Raw genomic sequence first — 18,171 nt, forward strand, 5'->3', positions numbered from 1 at the left:
AATTAATGCACCGGTTCTGGACATGAGACGAGGGCCGCGCAGGTGTGAAGTTCCTGCGCGGCTCCATGTTTCGTCTCTGACCTATCAGACCCGGCCTTCTTCGCCGCTGTCGCCCTGATCGGCATCGGCACCGGGTGCCGGGCCGTCGCTGGCGGCATCGTCGACTTCGGAGAATTCCGCATCGACGACGCCGTCGTCCGCAGACGCTGCAGCACCACCTTGCGCAGCATCGCCGTCGCCGCTGGCCTGTTCCTTCTCGTAGATCTGCTGGCCCATCTTCATGGCCACTTCGGTCAGCGCCTGCGCCTTGGCATTGATCGCGTCGACATCGTCGCCTTCCAGCGCGGTCTTCGTCTCTGCGATAGCCGCCTCGACATCGGACTTGAGCGATGCGTCGATCTTGTCGCCGTTTTCCTGAACCTGCTTTTCGGTCGCGTGGACGAGGTTATCGGCCTGATTGCGGGCCTCGGCAGCTTCGCGCCGCTTCTTGTCCTCTTCGGCGAACTTCTCGGCATCCTGGACCATCGATTCGATGTCGGTGTCCGAAAGACCGCCCGAGGCCTGGATGCGGATCTGCTGTTCCTTGCCCGTGCCCTTGTCCTTGGCGGACACGTTCACGATGCCGTTGGCGTCGATGTCGAAGGTCACTTCCACCTGCGGCACGCCGCGCGGTGCGGGCGGAATGCCGACCAGGTCGAACTGGCCGAGCATCTTGTTGTCCGCCGCCATCTCACGCTCGCCCTGGAACACGCGGATCGTCACCGCCTGCTGGTTATCCTCGGCGGTCGAATAGACCTGCGTCTTCTTGGTCGGGATCGTCGTGTTGCGGTCGATCATCTTGGTCATGATCCCGCCCAGCGTTTCGATGCCCAGCGAAAGCGGCGTCACGTCGAGCAGCAGCACGTCCTTGACGTCGCCCTGCAGCACGCCCGCCTGGATCGCGGCGCCCATGGCCACGACTTCATCGGGGTTCACGCCGGTATGCGGCTTCTTGCCGAAGAACTGCTCAACGACTTCGCGGACCTTGGGCATGCGGGTCATCCCGCCGACCAAGATCACTTCGTCGATACCGTCGGCCTTGAGGCCGGCATCTTCGAGCGCCTTCTTGCACGGCTCGAGCGTGCGCTTGACCAGATCGCCCACCAGCTGTTCCAGCTTGGAGCGGGTAAGCGTTTCGACGAGGTGCAGCGGGGTGGAGCTGCCGCCTTCCATGCGTGCGGTGATGAAGGGCAGGTTCACTTCGGTCTGCTGCGCGCTCGAAAGTTCGATCTTCGCCTTTTCGGCGGCTTCCTTGAGGCGCTGCAGGGCCAGCTTGTCGCTCTTCAAGTCCATGTTTTCCTTGGACTTGAATTGGTCGGCCAAATATTCGACGATTGCGCTGTCGAAGTCTTCACCGCCCAGGAAGGTGTCGCCGTTGGTCGACTTCACCTCGAACACGCCGTCCCCGACTTCGAGCACGGAGATGTCGAACGTACCGCCGCCAAGGTCGTAGACCGCGATGGTCTTGTTCTCGTCCTTATCGAGCCCGTAGGCGAGCGCGGCCGCGGTCGGCTCGTTGATGATGCGCAGCACTTCGAGGCCAGCGATCTGGCCGGCGTCCTTGGTCGCCTGCCGCTGCGCGTCGTTGAAGTAGGCAGGCACGGTGATGACCGCCTGGGTCACGTTCTCGCCCAGATAGCTCTCGGCGGTTTCCTTCATCTTCTGCAGAATGAAGGCGGAAATCTGGCTGGGCGAATACTTGTCGCCGCCCGCTTCGACCCATGCATCGCCATTGTTGCCCTTGACGATGTTGTAGGGGACCAGCTCCATGTCCTTCTTGGTCATGGGGTCTTCGAACCGGCGACCGATCAGGCGCTTCACCGCGAACACGGTGTTGTCCGGGTTGGTGACCGCCTGGCGCTTGGCCGGCTGGCCGATCAGGCGTTCGCTATCCTTGGTGAAGGCTACGATCGACGGCGTGGTGCGCGCGCCTTCCGCATTTTCGATGACCTTTGGCTTGCCGCCATCCATCACCGCAACACACGAGTTGGTCGTACCGAGGTCGATACCGATTACTTTTGCCATGATACCCCGCATCCTATTGGCTTCGTTGGACACTGCCCCTCGCGCTATCCCCGTCCAAGGGCGAGAGCGCTCGGCAGCTCAGTTGAGCCGCGGATATAGGTGCGCTTGTTCTTGGCACAAGAGACGGTTGCGCCTAGTCGTACGCCGGGACAAAAAGTCAGGGAGACGATTGAAGATGAAATCGATTTACGCAGCGACCGCACTTGTGCTGGGCACGATTGCTCTGGCCGCATGCTCCGAAGAGTCTGCCGAGACAGAAGAGACCGCATCGCCGCTCAGCGCGAGCGAAGGGCGCCTGTTCCTGCCCGCCGTGGAAGGCAATCCGGGGGTCGTCTATTTCGAGCTTACGAACGACAGCGACCGGGCGATCTCGGTCCGCCGCGCGGACGTGGAAGGCGCGGCCAGCGCGGAACTGCACGATTACATGGAATACGACGATACCGAGATGGGATCGATCGGCGTGGTCACCGTCCAGCCGGGCGACACGACCAGTTTCGAGCCGGGCGAATTGCATGTGATGGCATTCGAACTCGATCCCTCGCTCGAAGCGGGTGGTTCGACCACTGTCACGCTGACGATGGCGGGCGGATCGACGATGGATTTCGAAGCCGAAATCATGCCCGCCGACGCGGAACGCTGATCGCGAGTTAGCGACGCCAGCGGAATCGACGAACGTGCCCGATCATCCGATCGACGCCGAGACACATGAGGCAAAAGTCGCTCCCTGCCCGGCGGGTGGGGAGCGGCAGCTGACGAGCGGCGAGGTGGCACTGGCGCGCAGTGTGTTCGGCACCGCGATCGATTATCGCAAGGTGACGATCCGGCGCCGCAAGTGGGCCTTCTTCCAACCCAGGAACACCACCATGGCGCCGCGCGGGCACCTCCATTTCCATCCCGATGCCGCTGGGTACTGCGACGATTTTTCGGCCGGAAACCACCACCGGCAGGGCCATTTCATCCACGAGATGACGCATGTCTGGCAGACCCAAGCCAAGGGCGAGTGGTACTTGCCGCTCCACCGCCACCCCTGGTGCCGCTACGACTACAGCCTGCGACCGGGCTGGAGCCTTGAGAAATACGGGATCGAGCAGCAGGCCGAAATCGTAAAGCACGCCTTCTGGCTGAGGAATGGCGTGCGCGTGGCGGGGATCGCCAACCGCGAAGCCTATGATCTGCTAGTGCGGTTTCCCGGGGCAAAGACATGACCGAATTCGAGTTCATCTTCGCGCTCTACGCGCTCGCGCTCGGCCTTTCGCTGGTAGAGATATTGTCCGGCCTCGGCCGCACGCTCGAACTTCGCTTCGCCAGCGATGCGGGCGGCGAGAAATTCTCGATAGGCTGGCTGACCCCGCTGCTCGCCATCTTCGTGATCCTCGACCTGCTGTCGTTCTGGATGTTCTCGTGGAGCGTGCAAAATCTGGTTTCGGTCAATTCAGCAACCCTGCTGGCGGTGGTCGCGTTTGCGAGCGCCTATTACCTTGCCGCACGGCTTGTTTTCCCGACCGATCCCGACCGGTTCAACAATCTCGACACCCACTATTTTCGCGTCTGCCGAACGATCATGGCGATGCTGATCGGGCTGGTCGTGGTGCAGTGGGCCTATCTGCTCAGCCTTCCCGAGGTCCGTGATCAGCTGCTCACTGTGCAGTCGGTTGGCCTGACCGTGCTGTTCGTCGCCATGATGGCCGGGCTGATCGCGGTCCGTAACCGGCGGGTCCACGCGATCCTGCTGGTGGCGCTGAGCGTGCGCTATCTGGTGCTCTACCTCCAATAAAAAAGGCCGCCCCTCGCGGAGACGGCCCTCTTCATAATCGTGCGCCTCGCACTGATCAGCGCGGGTCGGCCGGATAGCCGCGCGTGCCGAAGCAATCTTCGTCGAGATAGCCGTCGCGGTCGTAACCGTCGCAACCGTCGTTCTTGTCGACGAAATAGCCGGCGAGCGAACCTGCCGCAGCGCCTGCCAGCGCATAGCGCGTAATGTCGCCGCCGGTGACGGCAGCCACGCCTGCGCCGATCGCAGCGCCCGCAGCGCCACCTTCCACCGCATAATTCTCGGCACACGCGCCGAGCGAGAGGGCGGAAACCAGCGCAACCGGGACGAGGGCAAAACGGGTCTTCGACTTAAGGACATTCATGACGGGTTCTCCACTGGACCTGATGCGATCCAAAGCTCCGAACGCCGTCATTTGTTCCATTAAGAGACGGAAAATGCTCCGCTACCCTGCCCGGCCGAGATCAGTCCGGCTTCTTTGCGACACCGACCAGCGCAGGTCGCAGCAGGCGATCGCGGATGAGGTATCCGGCCTGCATCTCCTGGATGACGGTGCCCGGATCGACATCGTCGCTCGGAATTTCCATCATCGCCTGATGGACGTTGGGATCGAGCGGCAGGCCCTTGGCCGCGACGCGCGTGACGCCGTGCTGGCTGAACACCCGCTCCAGCTCGCGCTGGGTCGCCTCGATCCCGGCTACCAGTCCCTTGAACTTCTCGTCATCGCGAAGCTCCTGGGGAATGGAATCGATCGCGCGCACGAGATTGTCCGAGACGGACAGGATATCGCGCGCAAACCCGGTCGCCGCATAGGCGCGGGTGTCGGCAACGTCCTTTTCCAGTCGCCGCCGCACGTTCTGCGTTTCAGCGCGGGCATAGAGCACTTCCTGCCGCGCGGTGTCGAGATCCGCCTTCATGCTCACCAGCGCTTCGGACAGATCGCCGCCGTTATCGGCGTCATCCTCGTCCTCGCTCTGGTCGCGGAGATGCTCGGGCACGCCCGCCAGCTCCTTCTCGGCTTCCTCGTCCAGCGCTTCGCGATCCTTTACAGGCTCGTCCTTGGGTTCGTTTTCGTCTTGCATATCGTTAGGTGAAGTTTGCCCTGTTATCCGGTCAGTCGCCCCAGTGACTGGGCGGTGAAATCGACCATGGGAACGATCCGGCCGTAGTTCAAGCGAGTGGGGCCGATAACCCCCAGCACACCGACGACGTTCCCATCACGATCGCGAAAGGGAGAGGCGATAACAGACGATCCGCTGAGCGCGAAGAGGCGATTTTCGCTGCCTATGTAAATCCGCGTAGCCTGTGCCTCGCGCGCGCGCTCCAGAACCTCGGCAACGGCTTGCTTGTTTTCCAGTTCGTCGAGCAGTTGGCGCACCCGCTCGACATCGCCGACAGCCTCGTCGTCGAGCAGCCGGGCCTGCCCGCGCACGATGAACACGGGGCTGCGATCCGCGTCCTCGCTCCACATCGCGATGCCCCGCTGGACAAGGCTGGCGGAAGCTTCGTCCAATGCGCTGCGGCCGCTGGCGATTTCGCGCTCGATATCGCTCAGCGCTTCGCCGAGACTGCGGCTTGCGAGCCGGGCCGACAGGTAATTGGAAGCCTGGGTGAGCGCGCTTGCATCCATGCCTTCCAGCTCGATCAACCGGTTTTCGATCTGCCCGTTCGCATCGACCAGGACGGCCAGCGCGCGGGTCGCATCGAGCGGCACGAAGCTCATCTGCGCCAGTCGCCGCTCCGATGTCGGGACGAAGACCATGCCTGCCGCGCCCGAGAGGTCGGACAGCGTCGCGCTGGCCGCTTCGAGCCGGGCTTCGAGCGGGCCGGGATCGCCCAGCCGCGCCTCGATCGCGCGGCGTTCTTCGGCGGATGGCTGGGTGATCTGCATCATCCCGTCGACGAACAGGCGCAGCCCGCTCTCGGTCGGCTTGCGCCCGGCGGAAACGTGAGGCGCGGCGAGCAGGCCAAGGCTTTCCAGGTCCGCCAGCACGCTGCGAATTGACGCAGGCGACAGGTCCACCGCCCCGCCCTGCGCCAAGGTTTTAGAGCCGACAGGCTGCCCGGTGGTGAGGTACTGTTCGACCACCAGGCGAAAGATGTCGCGCGTACGGTCGGTCAGTTCGGTGAGCGGCGGAGAGGTCATAGGGCCAATCTAGGATCGCATCGTATTCATTCGAGCCTGCCATAGGTCTGGCGGTTCTCGTCGCTGCCGACAAGATCGTCTACGGGCAGTTCCTGCCACGCCTTGTACAGCGCCTCGCTATTCTCGGTCAGGCCGGGCTGGCGGCAGCCCATGTACCAGTCGAGCGTGACCGGCTGTTCGCCCGGATCGCGCCAGGTGATCTTCACGCTGGGGGAATCGGTCGCCACCGGCCCATCGCAATTGTCGTACCCGTAGCTGACGGATTCTTTCGGACGATACGGCGCGAGACGCCGGGCGAACGCCTGGTATTCCGCGTCGCTCGCCATGAAGCTTGCTTCGCCGCGTCGGGCCACGAAGGCCTGACCCTCGTAGGTGCCGTCGCCTTCGGCGGTGACCGACAGTTCGAAGGACGGGCAGAAACCGAAGCAGGGGGTGACGGTGTAGTCGATCGTGGCGGAGTTATCCGGCGCGGTCGGCGTGGTCGCGCAGGCGGTTAGCAGGAGAGCGAACGAAGCTATCAATGCAGCACGGACCATGGCGAATGTCTTTCGTAACGGTGATCCTGCTTCCTTGCGGCGAGCCCGCTGGCCAAGCGATGAACAGCGGCGATGAACAGCGGCGATGAACACCGACGCTGGCCACGGGCATCATGGCTTGGTGATGGTGACCTCGCCGAAGGTCATGTAGACGAGCGTCGTCCCCATCGCCCCCCGATAGGCGCCGTTGCTTTCGGAGAGGTAGGCCGCCAGCGCGGTGTAGGCCCACGCCTCATCCTCGCCGATTTCGACCGGGTTCGTGGTCAAGTCGGCCAGTTCGTGACGCTTTCCATAGTCGAACGCCAGCTGCGCGGCGCGGGCGCTATGACCCGGTACCGAGGGATGGTCCCAGCCCCACATGAAGCTGCCGTCGCGCGTGTCGTAGGTGCCGATCACCTGGACCGGCGCGGAGATCAGCCATCGCTTGCTGTTTTGAAATTCGATCACTCCCTCGTCGAGATCGACGCTCCAGTCCGCCCCGCCCAGGTCCCAGGTCTGGTGATTGGCGGCGGTCAAGGTTTCCAGCCCGCTCTTGGCACGGGCGAAGGCGATATGCGGGGCTTGGGTCATCCGTTCTTCTGCCACCGACATCCCATCGTCCTGCGACTGAGCGGTGGCTGGCGCAACGAGGAATGATGCGGCCAAAATTGCCGACAGATGTCTGAACGTTGCCATCGGCTGCCTTTCACCTTGAACAGAGTTCGCGTTAGCCTATGCAACGCGCCAATCCAAAGGAGATTCCCCCATGCGACCTTCAGGCCGTGCGCCCGACCAAATGCGCGCCATTTCCATCGAAACCGGCTACACCAAGCACGCCGAGGGTAGCTGCCTCATCAGCTTCGGCGACACGCGCGTCCTGTGCACCGCCAGCGTCGAAAACAGCGTGCCGCCGTGGATGCGCGGCAAGGGTGCTGGCTGGGTCACCGGCGAATACTCGATGCTTCCGCGCGCCACGCACACCCGTGGCAGCCGTGAGGCGGCGCGTGGCAAGCAGTCGGGCAGAACGCAGGAAATTCAGCGGCTTATCGGGCGCAGCTTGCGCGCGGTCGTAGATATGAAGAAGCTCGGTGAGCGGCAGATCACGCTCGATTGCGATGTCATTCAGGCCGATGGCGGCACTCGGACTGCGGCGATTTCGGGCGCATGGGTCGCGCTCAAGCTGGCGATCGACGGCCTCAAGAAATCGGGCGCGATCGTCGAGGACCCGATCACGGGCAAGGTCGCCGCGGTTTCCTGCGGCGTGTTCAAGGGTACGCCGGTGCTCGACCTCGACTACGACGAGGACAGCAATGCCGATGCCGACGCCAACTTCGTCCTGATCGAAGGCGGCAAGATCGCCGAAGTCCAGGCCACCGCCGAAGGCGCGGCCTATGACGAAGAAGCGCTGCTGCGCCTCCTGCGCCTCGCGCAGATGGGCTGCGGCGAGATCTTCAAGGCGCAGGACGCGGCGGTGAAATGACGCGCCGCATCGGTTCGGGCAAGCTCGTCATCGCGACGCATAACGCGGGGAAGCTGAAGGAGATTCAGGCCTTGCTCGCGTCCTATGGGGTCGAGTGCATATCTGCCGGTGCGCTCGGCCTGCCCGAGCCCGAGGAAACCGGGACCAGTTTCGTCGAGAATGCGCTGCTCAAGGCGCGTGCCGCGGCGGAAGGTTCGGGCATCGTCAGCCTCGCCGACGACAGCGGGTTGTCGGTCGCCGCGCTCGATGGCCGGCCCGGCGTCTACACCGCCGACTGGGCCGAGCGGCAGTGGTTCGAAGGCGAGCCGGGGCGCGACTGGTACATGGCGATGGGCAAGGTCGAAGGCCTGCTCGCCCAGCAGGGGCCGGACGTGGACCGAAGCGCGGCGTTCCACTGCACTTTGGCGCTCGCCTGGCCTGACGGCGAATATTCGGTCTATGAAGGCACCGCGCCCGGTTCGCTCACCTGGCCCCCGCGCGGAAAGCTAGGCTTCGGCTACGATCCTTTGTTCGTTCCAGAAGGCCGCGACCGGACTTTCGCCGAGATCGACCCGGAAGAGAAACACGCCATCAGCCACCGCGCCGATGCCTTCGCGAAGCTCGTGGCGGAGCAGTTCGGCTAGTCAACGAGCGCGAGTCCCTGCGAAAGCAGGGACGTGTCTCCGATCAAATCCCCTCCCCCGATCGAGACCCCAGCTTTCGCTGGGGATCATACAAGTGCTACATTGCCACCATGCCCGCCGCAGACGATCTTGCGCTCTATATCCACTGGCCCTTCTGCCTGAAGAAGTGCCCCTATTGCGACTTCAACAGCCATGTTCGCGAGAATGTGGATGCCGAGGCGTGGCAGGCTGCGCTGCTGGCCGACATGCGCCATGAGCACGCGCTGACGCGTGACAAGCGCGTCGGGTCGATTTTCTTCGGCGGCGGTACGCCCTCACTTATGCCGCCCGCGCTGACGGGTGCACTGATCGAGGAGGCGCAGCGCCTGTGGGGCTTCGCGCCCGATGCCGAGATCACTCTGGAGGCCAATCCGACCTCCTACGAAGCTACCAAGTTCGCGGATTTCCGCGCCGCCGGGGTCAACCGCGTGTCGCTCGGCGTGCAGTCGCTGGAGGACGAGGCGCTGGCCTTCCTGGGGCGCGAGCATAGCGCCACCGAGGCGCTCGCGGCGGTCGAAAGCGCGCAAGGCCTGTTCGGGCGCGTGACCTTCGATCTGATCTACGCCCTACCCGGCCAGAGCGCCGCGGCTTGGGAAGCGCAGCTTGCGCGGGCGCTCGCTTTCGGGACCGAGCACCTCTCGCTCTACCAGCTCACCATAGAGCCCGGCACGGGGTTCGCCGGAGCGGTGTCGCGCGGCCGTTTCGAGCCGATGGATGCGGACGAAGCCGCCGATCTCTTCGTGCAGACGCAGGCGCAGACGGCGGCTGCGGGGCTGCCTGCCTACGAGATCAGCAACCACGCGCACAAAGGTGCACAAAGCCACCACAACCTCACCTACTGGCGGTACCGCGACTATGTCGGCATCGGTCCGGGTGCACACGGGCGGCGAGGCGGGATGGCGACCATCCGCCACAAGAAACCCGAGGCGTTTCTGCGCCGCGTCGGTGAGAACGGGCACGGCATTTCGGAAGAGCGTGCACTCGCGCGCGACGAACTGTTGAGCGAGGCGCTGCTGATGGGCTTGCGGCTTGCCGAGGGGGTCGACCTCGCCGCGCTCGCCACGCGCTTCGGCGCCGAAGCCGATGCGCTGATCGACGCCAAGCGGGCCGAGTTCTATGCCGGGCTTGGCTTCGTGACCCGCGAGGGCGAGCGGCTGACGGTGACACCGCAAGGCATGCCGCTGCTCGATGCGCTGCTGGCCGAATTGGTCTCGGCAGATCTTTGCGCGGCATGAGCCCGCACCGCGAACAGGGCGTTCTCTCCCGCTGGGAAAGCCACCTCGCGGATGAGCGCCGGCTCTCGCCCCATACGGTGCGCGCCTATGTGCGGGCCGCCGAACGGCTGCTGGAGGCAACCGGAGATAGCGACTTCGCATCGCTCGCCCAGCTCGAGGCCCCTGCCCTGCGCGCCCAGCTCGCCCGCCGCCGCGCCGATGGCGTGTCCAATCGCTCCGCCGCGCGCGAGCTTTCCTCGCTGCGCGCCTTCCTCTCTTTCGCGCGGGCCGAGGCGGGGGTGAGCGATGCGCAGGCGCCGCGTTTGCGCGGGCCGAGGATCAAGCGCACCCTCCCCCGCCCCGTCACGCCCGACGAGGCGGTCCATATGGCGCAGGCCATCGGCGAACGGCGGCGCGAGGAATGGACGGGCCTGCGCGACCGCGCGGTGCTGCTGCTGCTCTACGGCGCGGGGATGCGCCTGGGCGAAGCGCTCTCGCTGACGGGCGAGCATGCGACACCAGGCGAGACGATCCGCGTCACCGGCAAGGGCGGCAAGACGCGCGTGGTGCCGATCCTGCCGGCGATCCGCACGGCCATCGCAGCCTATGTCTCCGCCTGCCCGCACGATCTTGCGCCGGACAAGCCGCTGTTCCGGGGTTCGCGAGGCGGGCCGCTTTCGCCGGGTCTGGTGCAAAAGGCGGTCGCCGAGGTGCGCGCAGAGATTGGCCTGCCCGCCAGCGCAACGCCGCACGCCATGCGCCATTCCTTCGCCTCGCACTTGCTGGGCGCGGGCGCGGATCTCCGCAGCCTGCAGGAACTGCTCGGCCATGCGAGCCTTGGCTCGACGCAGATCTATACCGAGGTCGATGCGGCGCGCCTGCTCGACACCTATCGCAGCGCGCATCCACGGGAGAGGGACGGTTAGCGCTCGGCGCGCGGCTTCCAGCTGTACAACCGCCAGCCATAGCCGGCCGCCGCCAGCACCAGCGATCCGATCAGGACCCATCCGACCAGATCCTGCACATTGGAAAACGTACCGACCAGCCATTGCGCGCCGAGAATCAGGAGCACGTTCCAGATCGCCGCGCCCGCGGTGGTGAAGATCAGGAATTTCCACACATTCATGTGCGCAAGCCCGGCGGGCAGCGAGATCATCGTCCGCATCACCGGGAAGAAGCGCAGGAAGAAAACCGCCCACTGGCCGTGTTTCTGGAAGAACTCAGAGGCGCGCTCGATGTCTTCCCATTCGAGCGTGAGCCAGCGCCCCCACTTGTCGATAAAGGGGCCGAGCCGTTCGTATCCGACCCGGTTGCCGAACCAGAACCACGCGTAGTTGCCTGCGACGGTTCCGATCGTGCCGAAAATCAGCAGCGGCCAGAAGCTCATCCGGTCATTGATCACTGCGAGCGCCCCTGCCCCCATGATCGCCTCGGATGGCAGCGGAGGAAAGATGTTTTCCAGCGCCATCAGGATTGCGATGCCCAGATAACCGAGCCGCTCGATGATGCCGACAATCACTTCGTCCATGGCGGTCCAATGCACGGGGCGAATTATCGGGGCCGGGAAAGTTGCGAAGGGTCACGCGGGCATCCGCTCAACCGTGCTGCAAACTCATTTCACCGATGAATAAGAACGCTTCATCGCTCGTTCAGATCGTTTCATCGATAGGGATGCACGGTTGGTCGCTGTAGCGACCCGGCCAATGGAGGCCGCGCTTCCGCCCAGCCGACGAGGAGAAAGAGGCATGGCCGGGTTTATCGAGAGCAATCGTTTCGTGGTGTTGGGTTCGGTCGCAATCGTGATGCTTGGCCTAATGGGCAGCGGTTTCCTCCTCGGCGATGGTCTGCGCCGCGCCAAGGAAGCCGACCGCGAGGTCACCGTGAAAGGCGTGTCGGAACGCGACGTCACCGCCGATATCGCGACCTGGTCGATCCGCTTTTCCGACACCGGCAATGATCTCGCGAGCGTCCAGAATTCGGTCGACCAGCAGGCGCAGGCGGTGCGCAAGTTCTTCACCGAGGCGGGCTTCAAACCGGCTGACTATACCGACAGCGACATCTCGCTGATGCGCGACCAGCCGCGCGACGCCTATGGCAATCCGCTGCCCGAAAACCTGACCGTCTCGCGCACCATCCAGCTGCGCACCAACGACGTCATGAAGGCGCGCGAGGCCTATGCGAAGCAGGCCGATCTGCTACGCGCGGGTGTCGAGATGGGTGGCGGCTCGGTCAACTACACCTTCACCGGCCTGAACGAGCTGAAGCCCGATATGATCGCGGAGGCGAACCGCAGCGCCCGCGAGAGCGCGCAGCAATTCGCCAACGACAGCGGTGCCTCGGTGGGCAAGATCAAAACCGCCAGCCAGGGCTATTTCTCGATCAGCGCGCGCGACGGGGTGGAGTGCGAATATTGCGACAGCAGCGGGGCGAACACACCGTTCCAGAAGGTCCGCGTAGTGACGACCGTGGCGTATGAGCTGAACTAAATCTCCTCCCCCTTGAGGGGGAGGTTGGGTGGGTGGGTACTACGGCTGATGGCTGGGAGCCCCCTCCCCCTCATCGTCATCCCGGGCTTGACCCGGGATAGGGCTTCTTCTTGCGACAGGCCCCGAAGAAAGCCCTGCCCCGGATCAAGTCCGGGGCGACGAATAAAAGGGGGCGAGCGAGACTAGCCCTTCGCCATGGCCGCGTGCCGCCGCTCGGTCGCATCCCACAGTGCGCCCGCCGTGTCGGTGCCGTTGAAGCGGTCGATTGCGACGATGCCGGTGGGCGAGGTGACGTTGATCTCGGTCAGCCACTCGCCGCCGATGACGTCGATCCCGACGAACACCAGGCCGCGGCGCTTCAGCTCGGGGCCCATCGCGGCGCAGATCTCTTCCTCGCGGTCGGTCAGCCCAGCCGCCTCGGCCGAGCCGCCCTGCGCGAGGTTGCTGCGGAATTCGCCCTCCCCCGGCTTGCGGTTGATCGCGCCTGCGACTTCGCCGTCGACCAGCACGATCCGCTTGTCGCCCTCGCTCACGGTGGGCAGGAAAGCCTGCACCATGTGCGCCTCGGGCCATTGCCTGTCGAACACCTCGGACAGCGCCGAGAGGTTCGTGCCTTCCCGATCGATCTTGAAGATCGCCTTGCCACCATTGCCGTGCAGCGGTTTCACCACGACCGTGCCGTGCTTCTGCTGGAAGGCCTGGATATCGGCCAGCCTGCGCGCGATCAGCGTGGGCGGCATGAAGCGCGCATAATCGAGCACGAACATCTTCTCGGGCGCGTTCACGACCTCGCGCGGGTCGTTGACCACCAGCGTGGTGCCCTTCAACCGGTCGAGCAGGAAGGCGGCGGTGATGTAGCCCAGGTCGAACGGCGGGTCCTGCCGCAGCCAGACGACGTCGATATCCTTCGCAAGGTCGATCACGCGGCGCTCGCCCGTCCATTCGAAGTGGTCGCCTTCCTTGCGGCGCACCTTCACCGGCCGCGCAAAGGCGGTGATCCTGCCTGCCGGGCTGCCGTCGCTTTCCCAAGCAAGGCTCTGGACGTCGTAGTGCCAGACCTCGTGCCCGCGCTCCTGCGCCGAAAGCATCAGCGCGAAGCTGGAATCGCCCGCGATTTTGACGCTCTCGATCGGGTCCATCTGGAAGGCGGTTTTCAGGGACATTTCTAACCTCGTCATTGCGAGCGTAGCGAAGCAATCCAGGGCGGATGCGCGCTACGCTCTGGATTGCTTCGTCGCATTCGCTCCTCGCAATGACGAAGAGCGCGCTAAGGCATCCAGGCGTTGGCGATGTGGCGAGGGGGAGCGCCCGGTGCAAGCAGGATCACGTCGATCCGTATGTCCTCTCCACCGGTCGCATATTCATGCGCGACCGCGCCCACCGCCGCCGCGACTCGCGCGAGCCGCCGTTCGTCGATTGCGAGGTCGAGATCGGGCACGCTGCGCCGCCATTTGACCTCGACGAAGGCAATCAGGTTTTCGCGCCGCGCGACCAGGTCGATTTCGCCGAGCGACGTCTTGCGGCGGCGGTCGATAATCTCCCAGCCCTGTTCCTTAAGCCAGCGCGCGGCTTCCTCTTCGCCGCCGCGGCCCGCCTTCTCGGCACGTTCGCGCTTTGCGCTCATTAGCGCAACTCGAGCGCGCGGGCATAGAGCGCCTTGCGATCCGCGCCCGTCGCCTTCGCAACCTTTGCCGCCGCCTGTGACGGTTTCTCGGTCAGCAACGCCTCTCGCAGCAGAGCGTCGACATCTTCCGCGCTCGCCTCCGCCTCGTGGGGCGGTTCGACCAGCAACACGATCTCGCCCTTGGGCGGCTTCGCCTCGTAATGCGCGATCAGAGCAGCGGGCGTATCGAGACGACATTCCTCGTAAAGCTTGGTCAGCTCGCGAGCGACGGCCACCCGGCGCCCCGGCAGCGCGCGATCTATTGCGGACAGAGATTTCACCAGCCGCCCCGCGCTTTCGTAGAACAGCAGCGTCGCATCCACTGCTGCGAACTGCGCCAACATGTCGGCCCGCGCCTTCTCTTTCACCGGCAGGAAGCCTGCAAACAGGAAGCGGTCGCTCGGCAGGCCCGCCAGCGTGATCGCGGCGATCGCGGCGCAGGGGCCGGGAATGGTCTGAACCTCGACGCCTGCCTCGCGCGCGGCGTTGACGAGGCGATAGCCGGGATCGGAAATCAGCGGCGTGCCCGCATCGCTCACCAGCGCCACGGCGCGGTTCGCCATGCTTTCCACCAGCCGCGTGCGGTCGCGCTCCTCGGCATGGTCGTTATAGCGCCACAGCGGCTTCGAGAGGCCCAGATGCCGCATCAGCTTGCCCGTCACGCGCGTATCCTCGCACGCGACACCATCGCACCGCGTCAGCACGTCGACTGCCCGCAAGGTGATGTCGTTCAGATTGCCAATAGGTGTCGCGACGATATACAGGCCGGGCGCAAGGGCGGGGTGAGAGGCTGCATCGCTGGTGTCGTTCACGCTTACCGCCATGGACCAACGCAAGGGATATCCGCAAGCATGATGGGCATTCGCCACTGCCGCCGCCTGATCCTCGCCATGGGCCTCGGCCTGTTTCTCGCGGGCTGTCAGATCATTCCGCAGGTCGACGGCCCACGCACGGCGCCTCCGCCGACCTCGCAGCCCGGCCAGTCCGCCGAGCCGAGCGGCAGGCCCGGCCCCGTCACCGGCGACCCGTCGCGCACCCCGCCGCCGATCGCGCGCGACACGCCCACTCCGCTGCCGCAAGACGGCACGCGCCACCGCATCGCACTGCTGGTGCCGACCACCGGCGGCAACGCCCGCGTCGGTCAGTCCATTGCCAATGCGACGACCATGGCGCTGCTCGACACCAATGCCGACAATCTGCGGATCACCACCTACGATACGGCCGACGATCCTCGCGGAGCCGCGCGCCGTGCGATCAACGATGGCAACCAGCTGATCCTCGGCCCCCTGCTGGGCAGCAATGTCGAGGATGTGGTGGCCGAGGCACGCCCGGCGCGCATTCCGCTGATCAGCTTCTCCAACGATGTCGGCGTCGCCTCGCCCGATGTCTATGTGATGGGCCTGTCGCCATCGCAATCGGTCGGCCGGACGGTGGAGATCGCCCGCAGCCGGGGCGCCCGCAATTACGGCGCGCTGGTGCCCGAGGGCGAATATGGCCGCCAGGCCGAGCTCGCGCTGATCGCGGCGCTGCGCAATATCGGCGGCAGCCTCGTCGCGACCGAGCGCTATTCGCGCAACGAAGGGTCTGCGGCGAGCGCGGCCCGCCGGCTGCGCGCACGCGGCGGCTTCGACACCGTGATGATCGCAGACAGCCCGCGCCTCGCCATCGTCGCCGCATCGGAGCTGCGCACGGAAGACAGCACCGCCCCCCGGCTGCTCGGGACCGAGCTGTGGAGCGGCGAGAGCGCCATTCCTGCCGCCGGTGTGATGGACGGCGCGCTGTTCTCTGCCTTGTCCGACGGACGCTACCGGCGCTTCTCCGACAGCTATCGCAACCGCTTCGGCAATCCGCCCTACCGGATCGCGACGCTCGGTTACGATAGCGTCCTGCTCGTCCTGCGCGTCGCCGGCAGCGGCGACTGGCGGCCCGGCACGCCCTTCCCCACACAGGCGCTGAGCGATCGCGGCGGTTTCCTCGGCCTCGACGGCGCCTTCCGCTTCCGCACCGACGGCACCGCCGAACGCACGCTCGAAGTGCGCGAGGTGCGCGACGGACAGGTGGTGGTCGTTTCGCCCGCGCCGGAGGCCTTCTAGGACCGCTCTGGCCCGTCGAAACTTGCGGACAGTGGGATGTGCGCGCTTGTGAAGCGGTGCGTGCGCGCCCACTGTCTGTTCCATGTCCGATGATCTGTTCGACGGTACGCCGACCTCCAGCGGCGACTATGATTCCTCCTCGATCGAGGTGCTCGAAGGGCTCGAGCCCGTCCGCCGCCGCCCCGGCATGTATATCGGCGGGACCGACGACCGCGCGCTGCACCACCTTGCTGCCGAAGTCCTCGACAACGCGATGGACGAGGCGGTGGCGGGCCACGCCAGCCGGATCGAGATGCGTCTGGAGGAAGGCAACCGACTCACCGTAAGCGACAACGGCCGCGGCATCCCGGTGGACGAGCACCCGAAATATCCGGGCAAATCGACGCTGGAAGTGATCCTTTCCACGCTCCACTCGGGCGGCAAGTTCTCGGGCAAGGCCTACGCCACCTCGGGCGGTTTGCACGGCGTCGGCGTGTCGGTCGTCAACGCGCTTTCCCAGCATACCCGGGTCGAGGTGGCGCGCGACAAGACGCTCTACGCACAGGAATTCTCCAAGGGCCAGACGCTCGGCCCGATCGAGGAAGTCGGCGCGGCGCCCAACCGGCGCGGGACGCAGGTCAGCTTTACGCCAGATGTCGAGATTTTCGGCGAGCGCAGGTTCAGCGCCAAACGCCTGTTCCAGCTCGCGCGGTCCAAGGCCTATCTCTTCGCCGGGGTCGAAATTCGCTGGAAGTGCGCAGAGAGCCTTACCAGCGACGACGTGCCCGCCGAAGAGACTTTCAAGTTCCCCGGCGGCCTTGCGGATCATCTCGCCCAGCGCGTCGCGGGGCGCGAATGCGTTACCGCAGAGCCATTTGCAGGCAATCAGGACTTTCCCGAGATCGACGGCACCTCGCAGGGCCGTGTCGAATGGGCGATCGCCTGGCCGCTGTTCTCCGACGCTGCAACCAGCTGGTACTGCAACACCGTGCCCACCCCCGATGGCGGCACGCACGAGCAGGGCCTGCGCAGCGCGCTGACCAAGGGTCTGCGCGCATTCGGCGATCTGGTCGGCCAGAAGAAGGCGAAGGACATTTCCGCCGACGATGTGATGGCGGGCGGCGAGGTGCTGCTGTCGGTCTTCATCCGCGATCCGCAGTTCCAGAGCCAGACCAAGGACCGGCTCACCAGCCCCGAGGCCGCCAAGCTGGTCGAGAATGCGGTGCGCGACCATTTCGACCACTTCCTCACCGACAATATGGAGCGCGGCAAGGCGCTGCTGGGCGAAGTGATGGAGCGCATGGACGAACGCCTGCGCCGCCGGGCCGAGCGCGAGGTCAAGCGCAAGACTGCGACCAACGCCAAGAAGCTGCGCCTTCCCGGCAAGCTGACCGACTGTTCGGGCGAGACGGGCGCGGAGACCGAGCTGTTCATTGTCGAGGGCGATTCCGCCGGTGGCAGCGCCAAGCAGGCGCGTGATCGCAAGACGCAGGCGATCCTGCCGATCCGCGGCAAGATCCTCAACGTCGCTTCTGCCAGTGCGGACAAAATCCGCGCCAACAGCGAGATCGCGGACCTGATCCTCGCGCTCGGCTGCGGTACGCGCAAGGATTGCGACGCCGACCAGCTACGCTACGACCGCGTGGTCATCATGACCGATGCCGATGTCGACGGCGCGCATATCGCGACGCTGCTGATGACGTTCTTCTTCCAGGAAATGCCCGACCTCGTCCGCAAGGGGCACCTCTTCCTCGCGCAGCCACCGCTCTATCGGCTGACGGCGGGCAAGGAGAGCCACTACGCCCGCGACGAAGAACACCGGCGCGAGCTGGAAGAAACGGTCTTCAAGGGCAAGAAAATCGAGATTTCGCGCTTCAAGGGCCTCGGCGAAATGAACCCCGCGCAGCTGCGCGAAACCACCATGCACCCCGACAGCCGCAGCCTGATCCGCATCACCCTGCCCCCCGAGTTCGAGGATCGCGCAGCGGTGAAGGAGCTGGTCGGCCAACTGATGGGCCGCAACCCGGAGCATCGCTACCAGTTCATCCAGAACAAGGCGGGCGATCTGGACCGCGAGCTGATCGATGCTTGAGGGTTG

At 65.2% G+C, this 18,171-nt stretch carries 20 protein-coding genes; 10 read left to right on the forward strand and 10 right to left on the reverse strand.

What is annotated here, in order from left to right; translation table 11 throughout:
- Window positions 1-84: 84 nt before the first annotated feature.
- Window positions 85-2,064, reverse strand: coding sequence for a molecular chaperone DnaK (gene dnaK, locus AAG612_RS02655; protein WP_342506997.1), 1,980 nt, complete (start codon window positions 2,062-2,064; stop codon window positions 85-87).
- A gap of 175 nt (window positions 2,065-2,239) precedes the next feature.
- Between dnaK and AAG612_RS02660 the strand changes: the two genes are divergently transcribed.
- The 3 genes from AAG612_RS02660 to AAG612_RS02670 are packed head-to-tail and all read left to right on the forward strand — an operon-like array spanning window position 2,240 to window position 3,838.
- Window positions 2,240-2,704 carry a copper chaperone PCu(A)C gene (locus AAG612_RS02660; protein ID WP_342507000.1) on the forward strand — a complete coding sequence of 155 codons (465 nt, stop codon included), beginning with the start codon at window positions 2,240-2,242 and terminating at the stop codon, window positions 2,702-2,704.
- 34 nt (window positions 2,705-2,738) lie between these two features.
- On the forward strand, window positions 2,739-3,269 hold the full coding sequence (locus AAG612_RS02665) for a vgr related protein (RefSeq protein WP_342507002.1): 531 nt from the start codon (window positions 2,739-2,741) through the stop codon (window positions 3,267-3,269).
- A complete protein-coding gene (locus tag AAG612_RS02670) occupies window positions 3,266-3,838 on the forward strand; it encodes a hypothetical protein (RefSeq protein ID WP_342507005.1) in 573 nt (190 codons plus the stop codon). The genes AAG612_RS02665 and AAG612_RS02670 overlap by 4 nt, the downstream gene beginning before the upstream one ends.
- Before the next feature lie 55 nt (window positions 3,839-3,893).
- On the opposite strand, the gene AAG612_RS02675 is transcribed toward AAG612_RS02670, so the two are convergent.
- The 5 genes from AAG612_RS02675 to AAG612_RS02695 form a co-directional block, all read right to left on the reverse strand.
- Window positions 3,894-4,199, reverse strand: coding sequence for a hypothetical protein (locus AAG612_RS02675; protein WP_342507007.1), 306 nt, complete (start codon window positions 4,197-4,199; stop codon window positions 3,894-3,896).
- A gap of 100 nt (window positions 4,200-4,299) precedes the next feature.
- The gene (gene grpE / locus AAG612_RS02680; protein ID WP_342507009.1) at window positions 4,300-4,917 is read right to left on the reverse strand and encodes a nucleotide exchange factor GrpE; all 618 of its coding nucleotides are present in this window, start codon (window positions 4,915-4,917) and stop codon (window positions 4,300-4,302) included.
- 23 nt (window positions 4,918-4,940) lie between these two features.
- Entirely contained in the window at window positions 4,941-5,981 is a 1,041-nt protein-coding gene (gene hrcA, locus AAG612_RS02685; RefSeq protein WP_342507012.1) for a heat-inducible transcriptional repressor HrcA, read from the reverse strand.
- Between the two features lie 26 nt (window positions 5,982-6,007).
- The gene (locus AAG612_RS02690) at window positions 6,008-6,517 is read right to left on the reverse strand and encodes a DUF6438 domain-containing protein (RefSeq protein WP_342507014.1); all 510 of its coding nucleotides are present in this window, start codon (window positions 6,515-6,517) and stop codon (window positions 6,008-6,010) included.
- 111 nt (window positions 6,518-6,628) lie between these two features.
- Window positions 6,629-7,192, reverse strand: coding sequence for a DUF6882 domain-containing protein (locus AAG612_RS02695; protein WP_342507017.1), 564 nt, complete (start codon window positions 7,190-7,192; stop codon window positions 6,629-6,631).
- A 70-nt stretch (window positions 7,193-7,262) separates the two neighbouring features.
- Between AAG612_RS02695 and rph the strand changes: the two genes are divergently transcribed.
- From rph to AAG612_RS02715, 4 genes are all read left to right on the forward strand, one after another.
- Entirely contained in the window at window positions 7,263-7,976 is a 714-nt protein-coding gene (gene rph, locus AAG612_RS02700; protein ID WP_342507019.1) for a ribonuclease PH, read from the forward strand.
- Window positions 7,973-8,599, forward strand: coding sequence for an RdgB/HAM1 family non-canonical purine NTP pyrophosphatase (gene rdgB, locus AAG612_RS02705; RefSeq protein ID WP_342507021.1), 627 nt, complete (start codon window positions 7,973-7,975; stop codon window positions 8,597-8,599). The genes rph and rdgB overlap by 4 nt, the downstream gene beginning before the upstream one ends.
- Window positions 8,600-8,709: 110 nt before the next feature.
- Window positions 8,710-9,873, forward strand: a complete 1,164-nt coding sequence (hemW, locus tag AAG612_RS02710) for a radical SAM family heme chaperone HemW (protein WP_342507023.1) — start codon at window positions 8,710-8,712, stop codon at window positions 9,871-9,873.
- Complete coding sequence (locus AAG612_RS02715; protein WP_342507025.1) at window positions 9,870-10,778, forward strand: tyrosine recombinase XerC; 909 nt, start codon at window positions 9,870-9,872, stop codon at window positions 10,776-10,778. Before hemW ends, AAG612_RS02715 begins: the two co-directional genes overlap by 4 nt.
- Here the strand turns inward: AAG612_RS02715 and AAG612_RS02720 are convergent.
- Complete coding sequence (locus tag AAG612_RS02720; protein WP_342507027.1) at window positions 10,775-11,380, reverse strand: DedA family protein; 606 nt, start codon at window positions 11,378-11,380, stop codon at window positions 10,775-10,777. The genes AAG612_RS02715 and AAG612_RS02720 overlap by 4 nt on opposite strands.
- Before the next feature lie 217 nt (window positions 11,381-11,597).
- Between AAG612_RS02720 and AAG612_RS02725 the strand changes: the two genes are divergently transcribed.
- Window positions 11,598-12,338, forward strand: coding sequence for an SIMPL domain-containing protein (locus AAG612_RS02725; protein ID WP_342507029.1), 741 nt, complete (start codon window positions 11,598-11,600; stop codon window positions 12,336-12,338).
- Between the two features lie 182 nt (window positions 12,339-12,520).
- Here AAG612_RS02725 and gshB read toward each other — a convergent pair whose 3' ends face one another.
- The 3 genes from gshB to rsmI form a co-directional block, all read right to left on the reverse strand.
- Window positions 12,521-13,501, reverse strand: coding sequence for a glutathione synthase (gene gshB / locus AAG612_RS02730; protein WP_342507031.1), 981 nt, complete (start codon window positions 13,499-13,501; stop codon window positions 12,521-12,523).
- A 104-nt stretch (window positions 13,502-13,605) separates the two neighbouring features.
- Window positions 13,606-13,962, reverse strand: a complete 357-nt coding sequence (locus AAG612_RS02735; protein WP_342507033.1) for a YraN family protein — start codon at window positions 13,960-13,962, stop codon at window positions 13,606-13,608.
- Entirely contained in the window at window positions 13,962-14,825 is an 864-nt protein-coding gene (gene rsmI / locus AAG612_RS02740) for a 16S rRNA (cytidine(1402)-2'-O)-methyltransferase (RefSeq protein ID WP_342507036.1), read from the reverse strand. The genes AAG612_RS02735 and rsmI overlap by 1 nt, the downstream gene beginning before the upstream one ends.
- 27 nt (window positions 14,826-14,852) lie before the next feature.
- On the opposite strand from rsmI, the gene AAG612_RS02745 reads away from it, so the two are divergent.
- Together AAG612_RS02745 and parE are read left to right on the forward strand one after the other, a co-directional pair.
- Window positions 14,853-16,094: a penicillin-binding protein activator gene (locus AAG612_RS02745; RefSeq protein ID WP_342507039.1), complete on the forward strand. Its 1,242-nt coding sequence runs from the start codon at window positions 14,853-14,855 to the stop codon at window positions 16,092-16,094.
- Between the two features lie 82 nt (window positions 16,095-16,176).
- Window positions 16,177-18,165 carry a DNA topoisomerase IV subunit B gene (parE, locus tag AAG612_RS02750; protein WP_342507041.1) on the forward strand — a complete coding sequence of 663 codons (1,989 nt, stop codon included), beginning with the start codon at window positions 16,177-16,179 and terminating at the stop codon, window positions 18,163-18,165.
- The last annotated feature ends 6 nt before the right edge of the window (window positions 18,166-18,171 follow it).

Origin of the sequence: Citromicrobium bathyomarinum, assembly GCF_038594605.1 — a bacterium.
Taxonomy (GTDB): domain Bacteria; phylum Pseudomonadota; class Alphaproteobacteria; order Sphingomonadales; family Sphingomonadaceae; genus Alteriqipengyuania; species Alteriqipengyuania bathyomarina_B.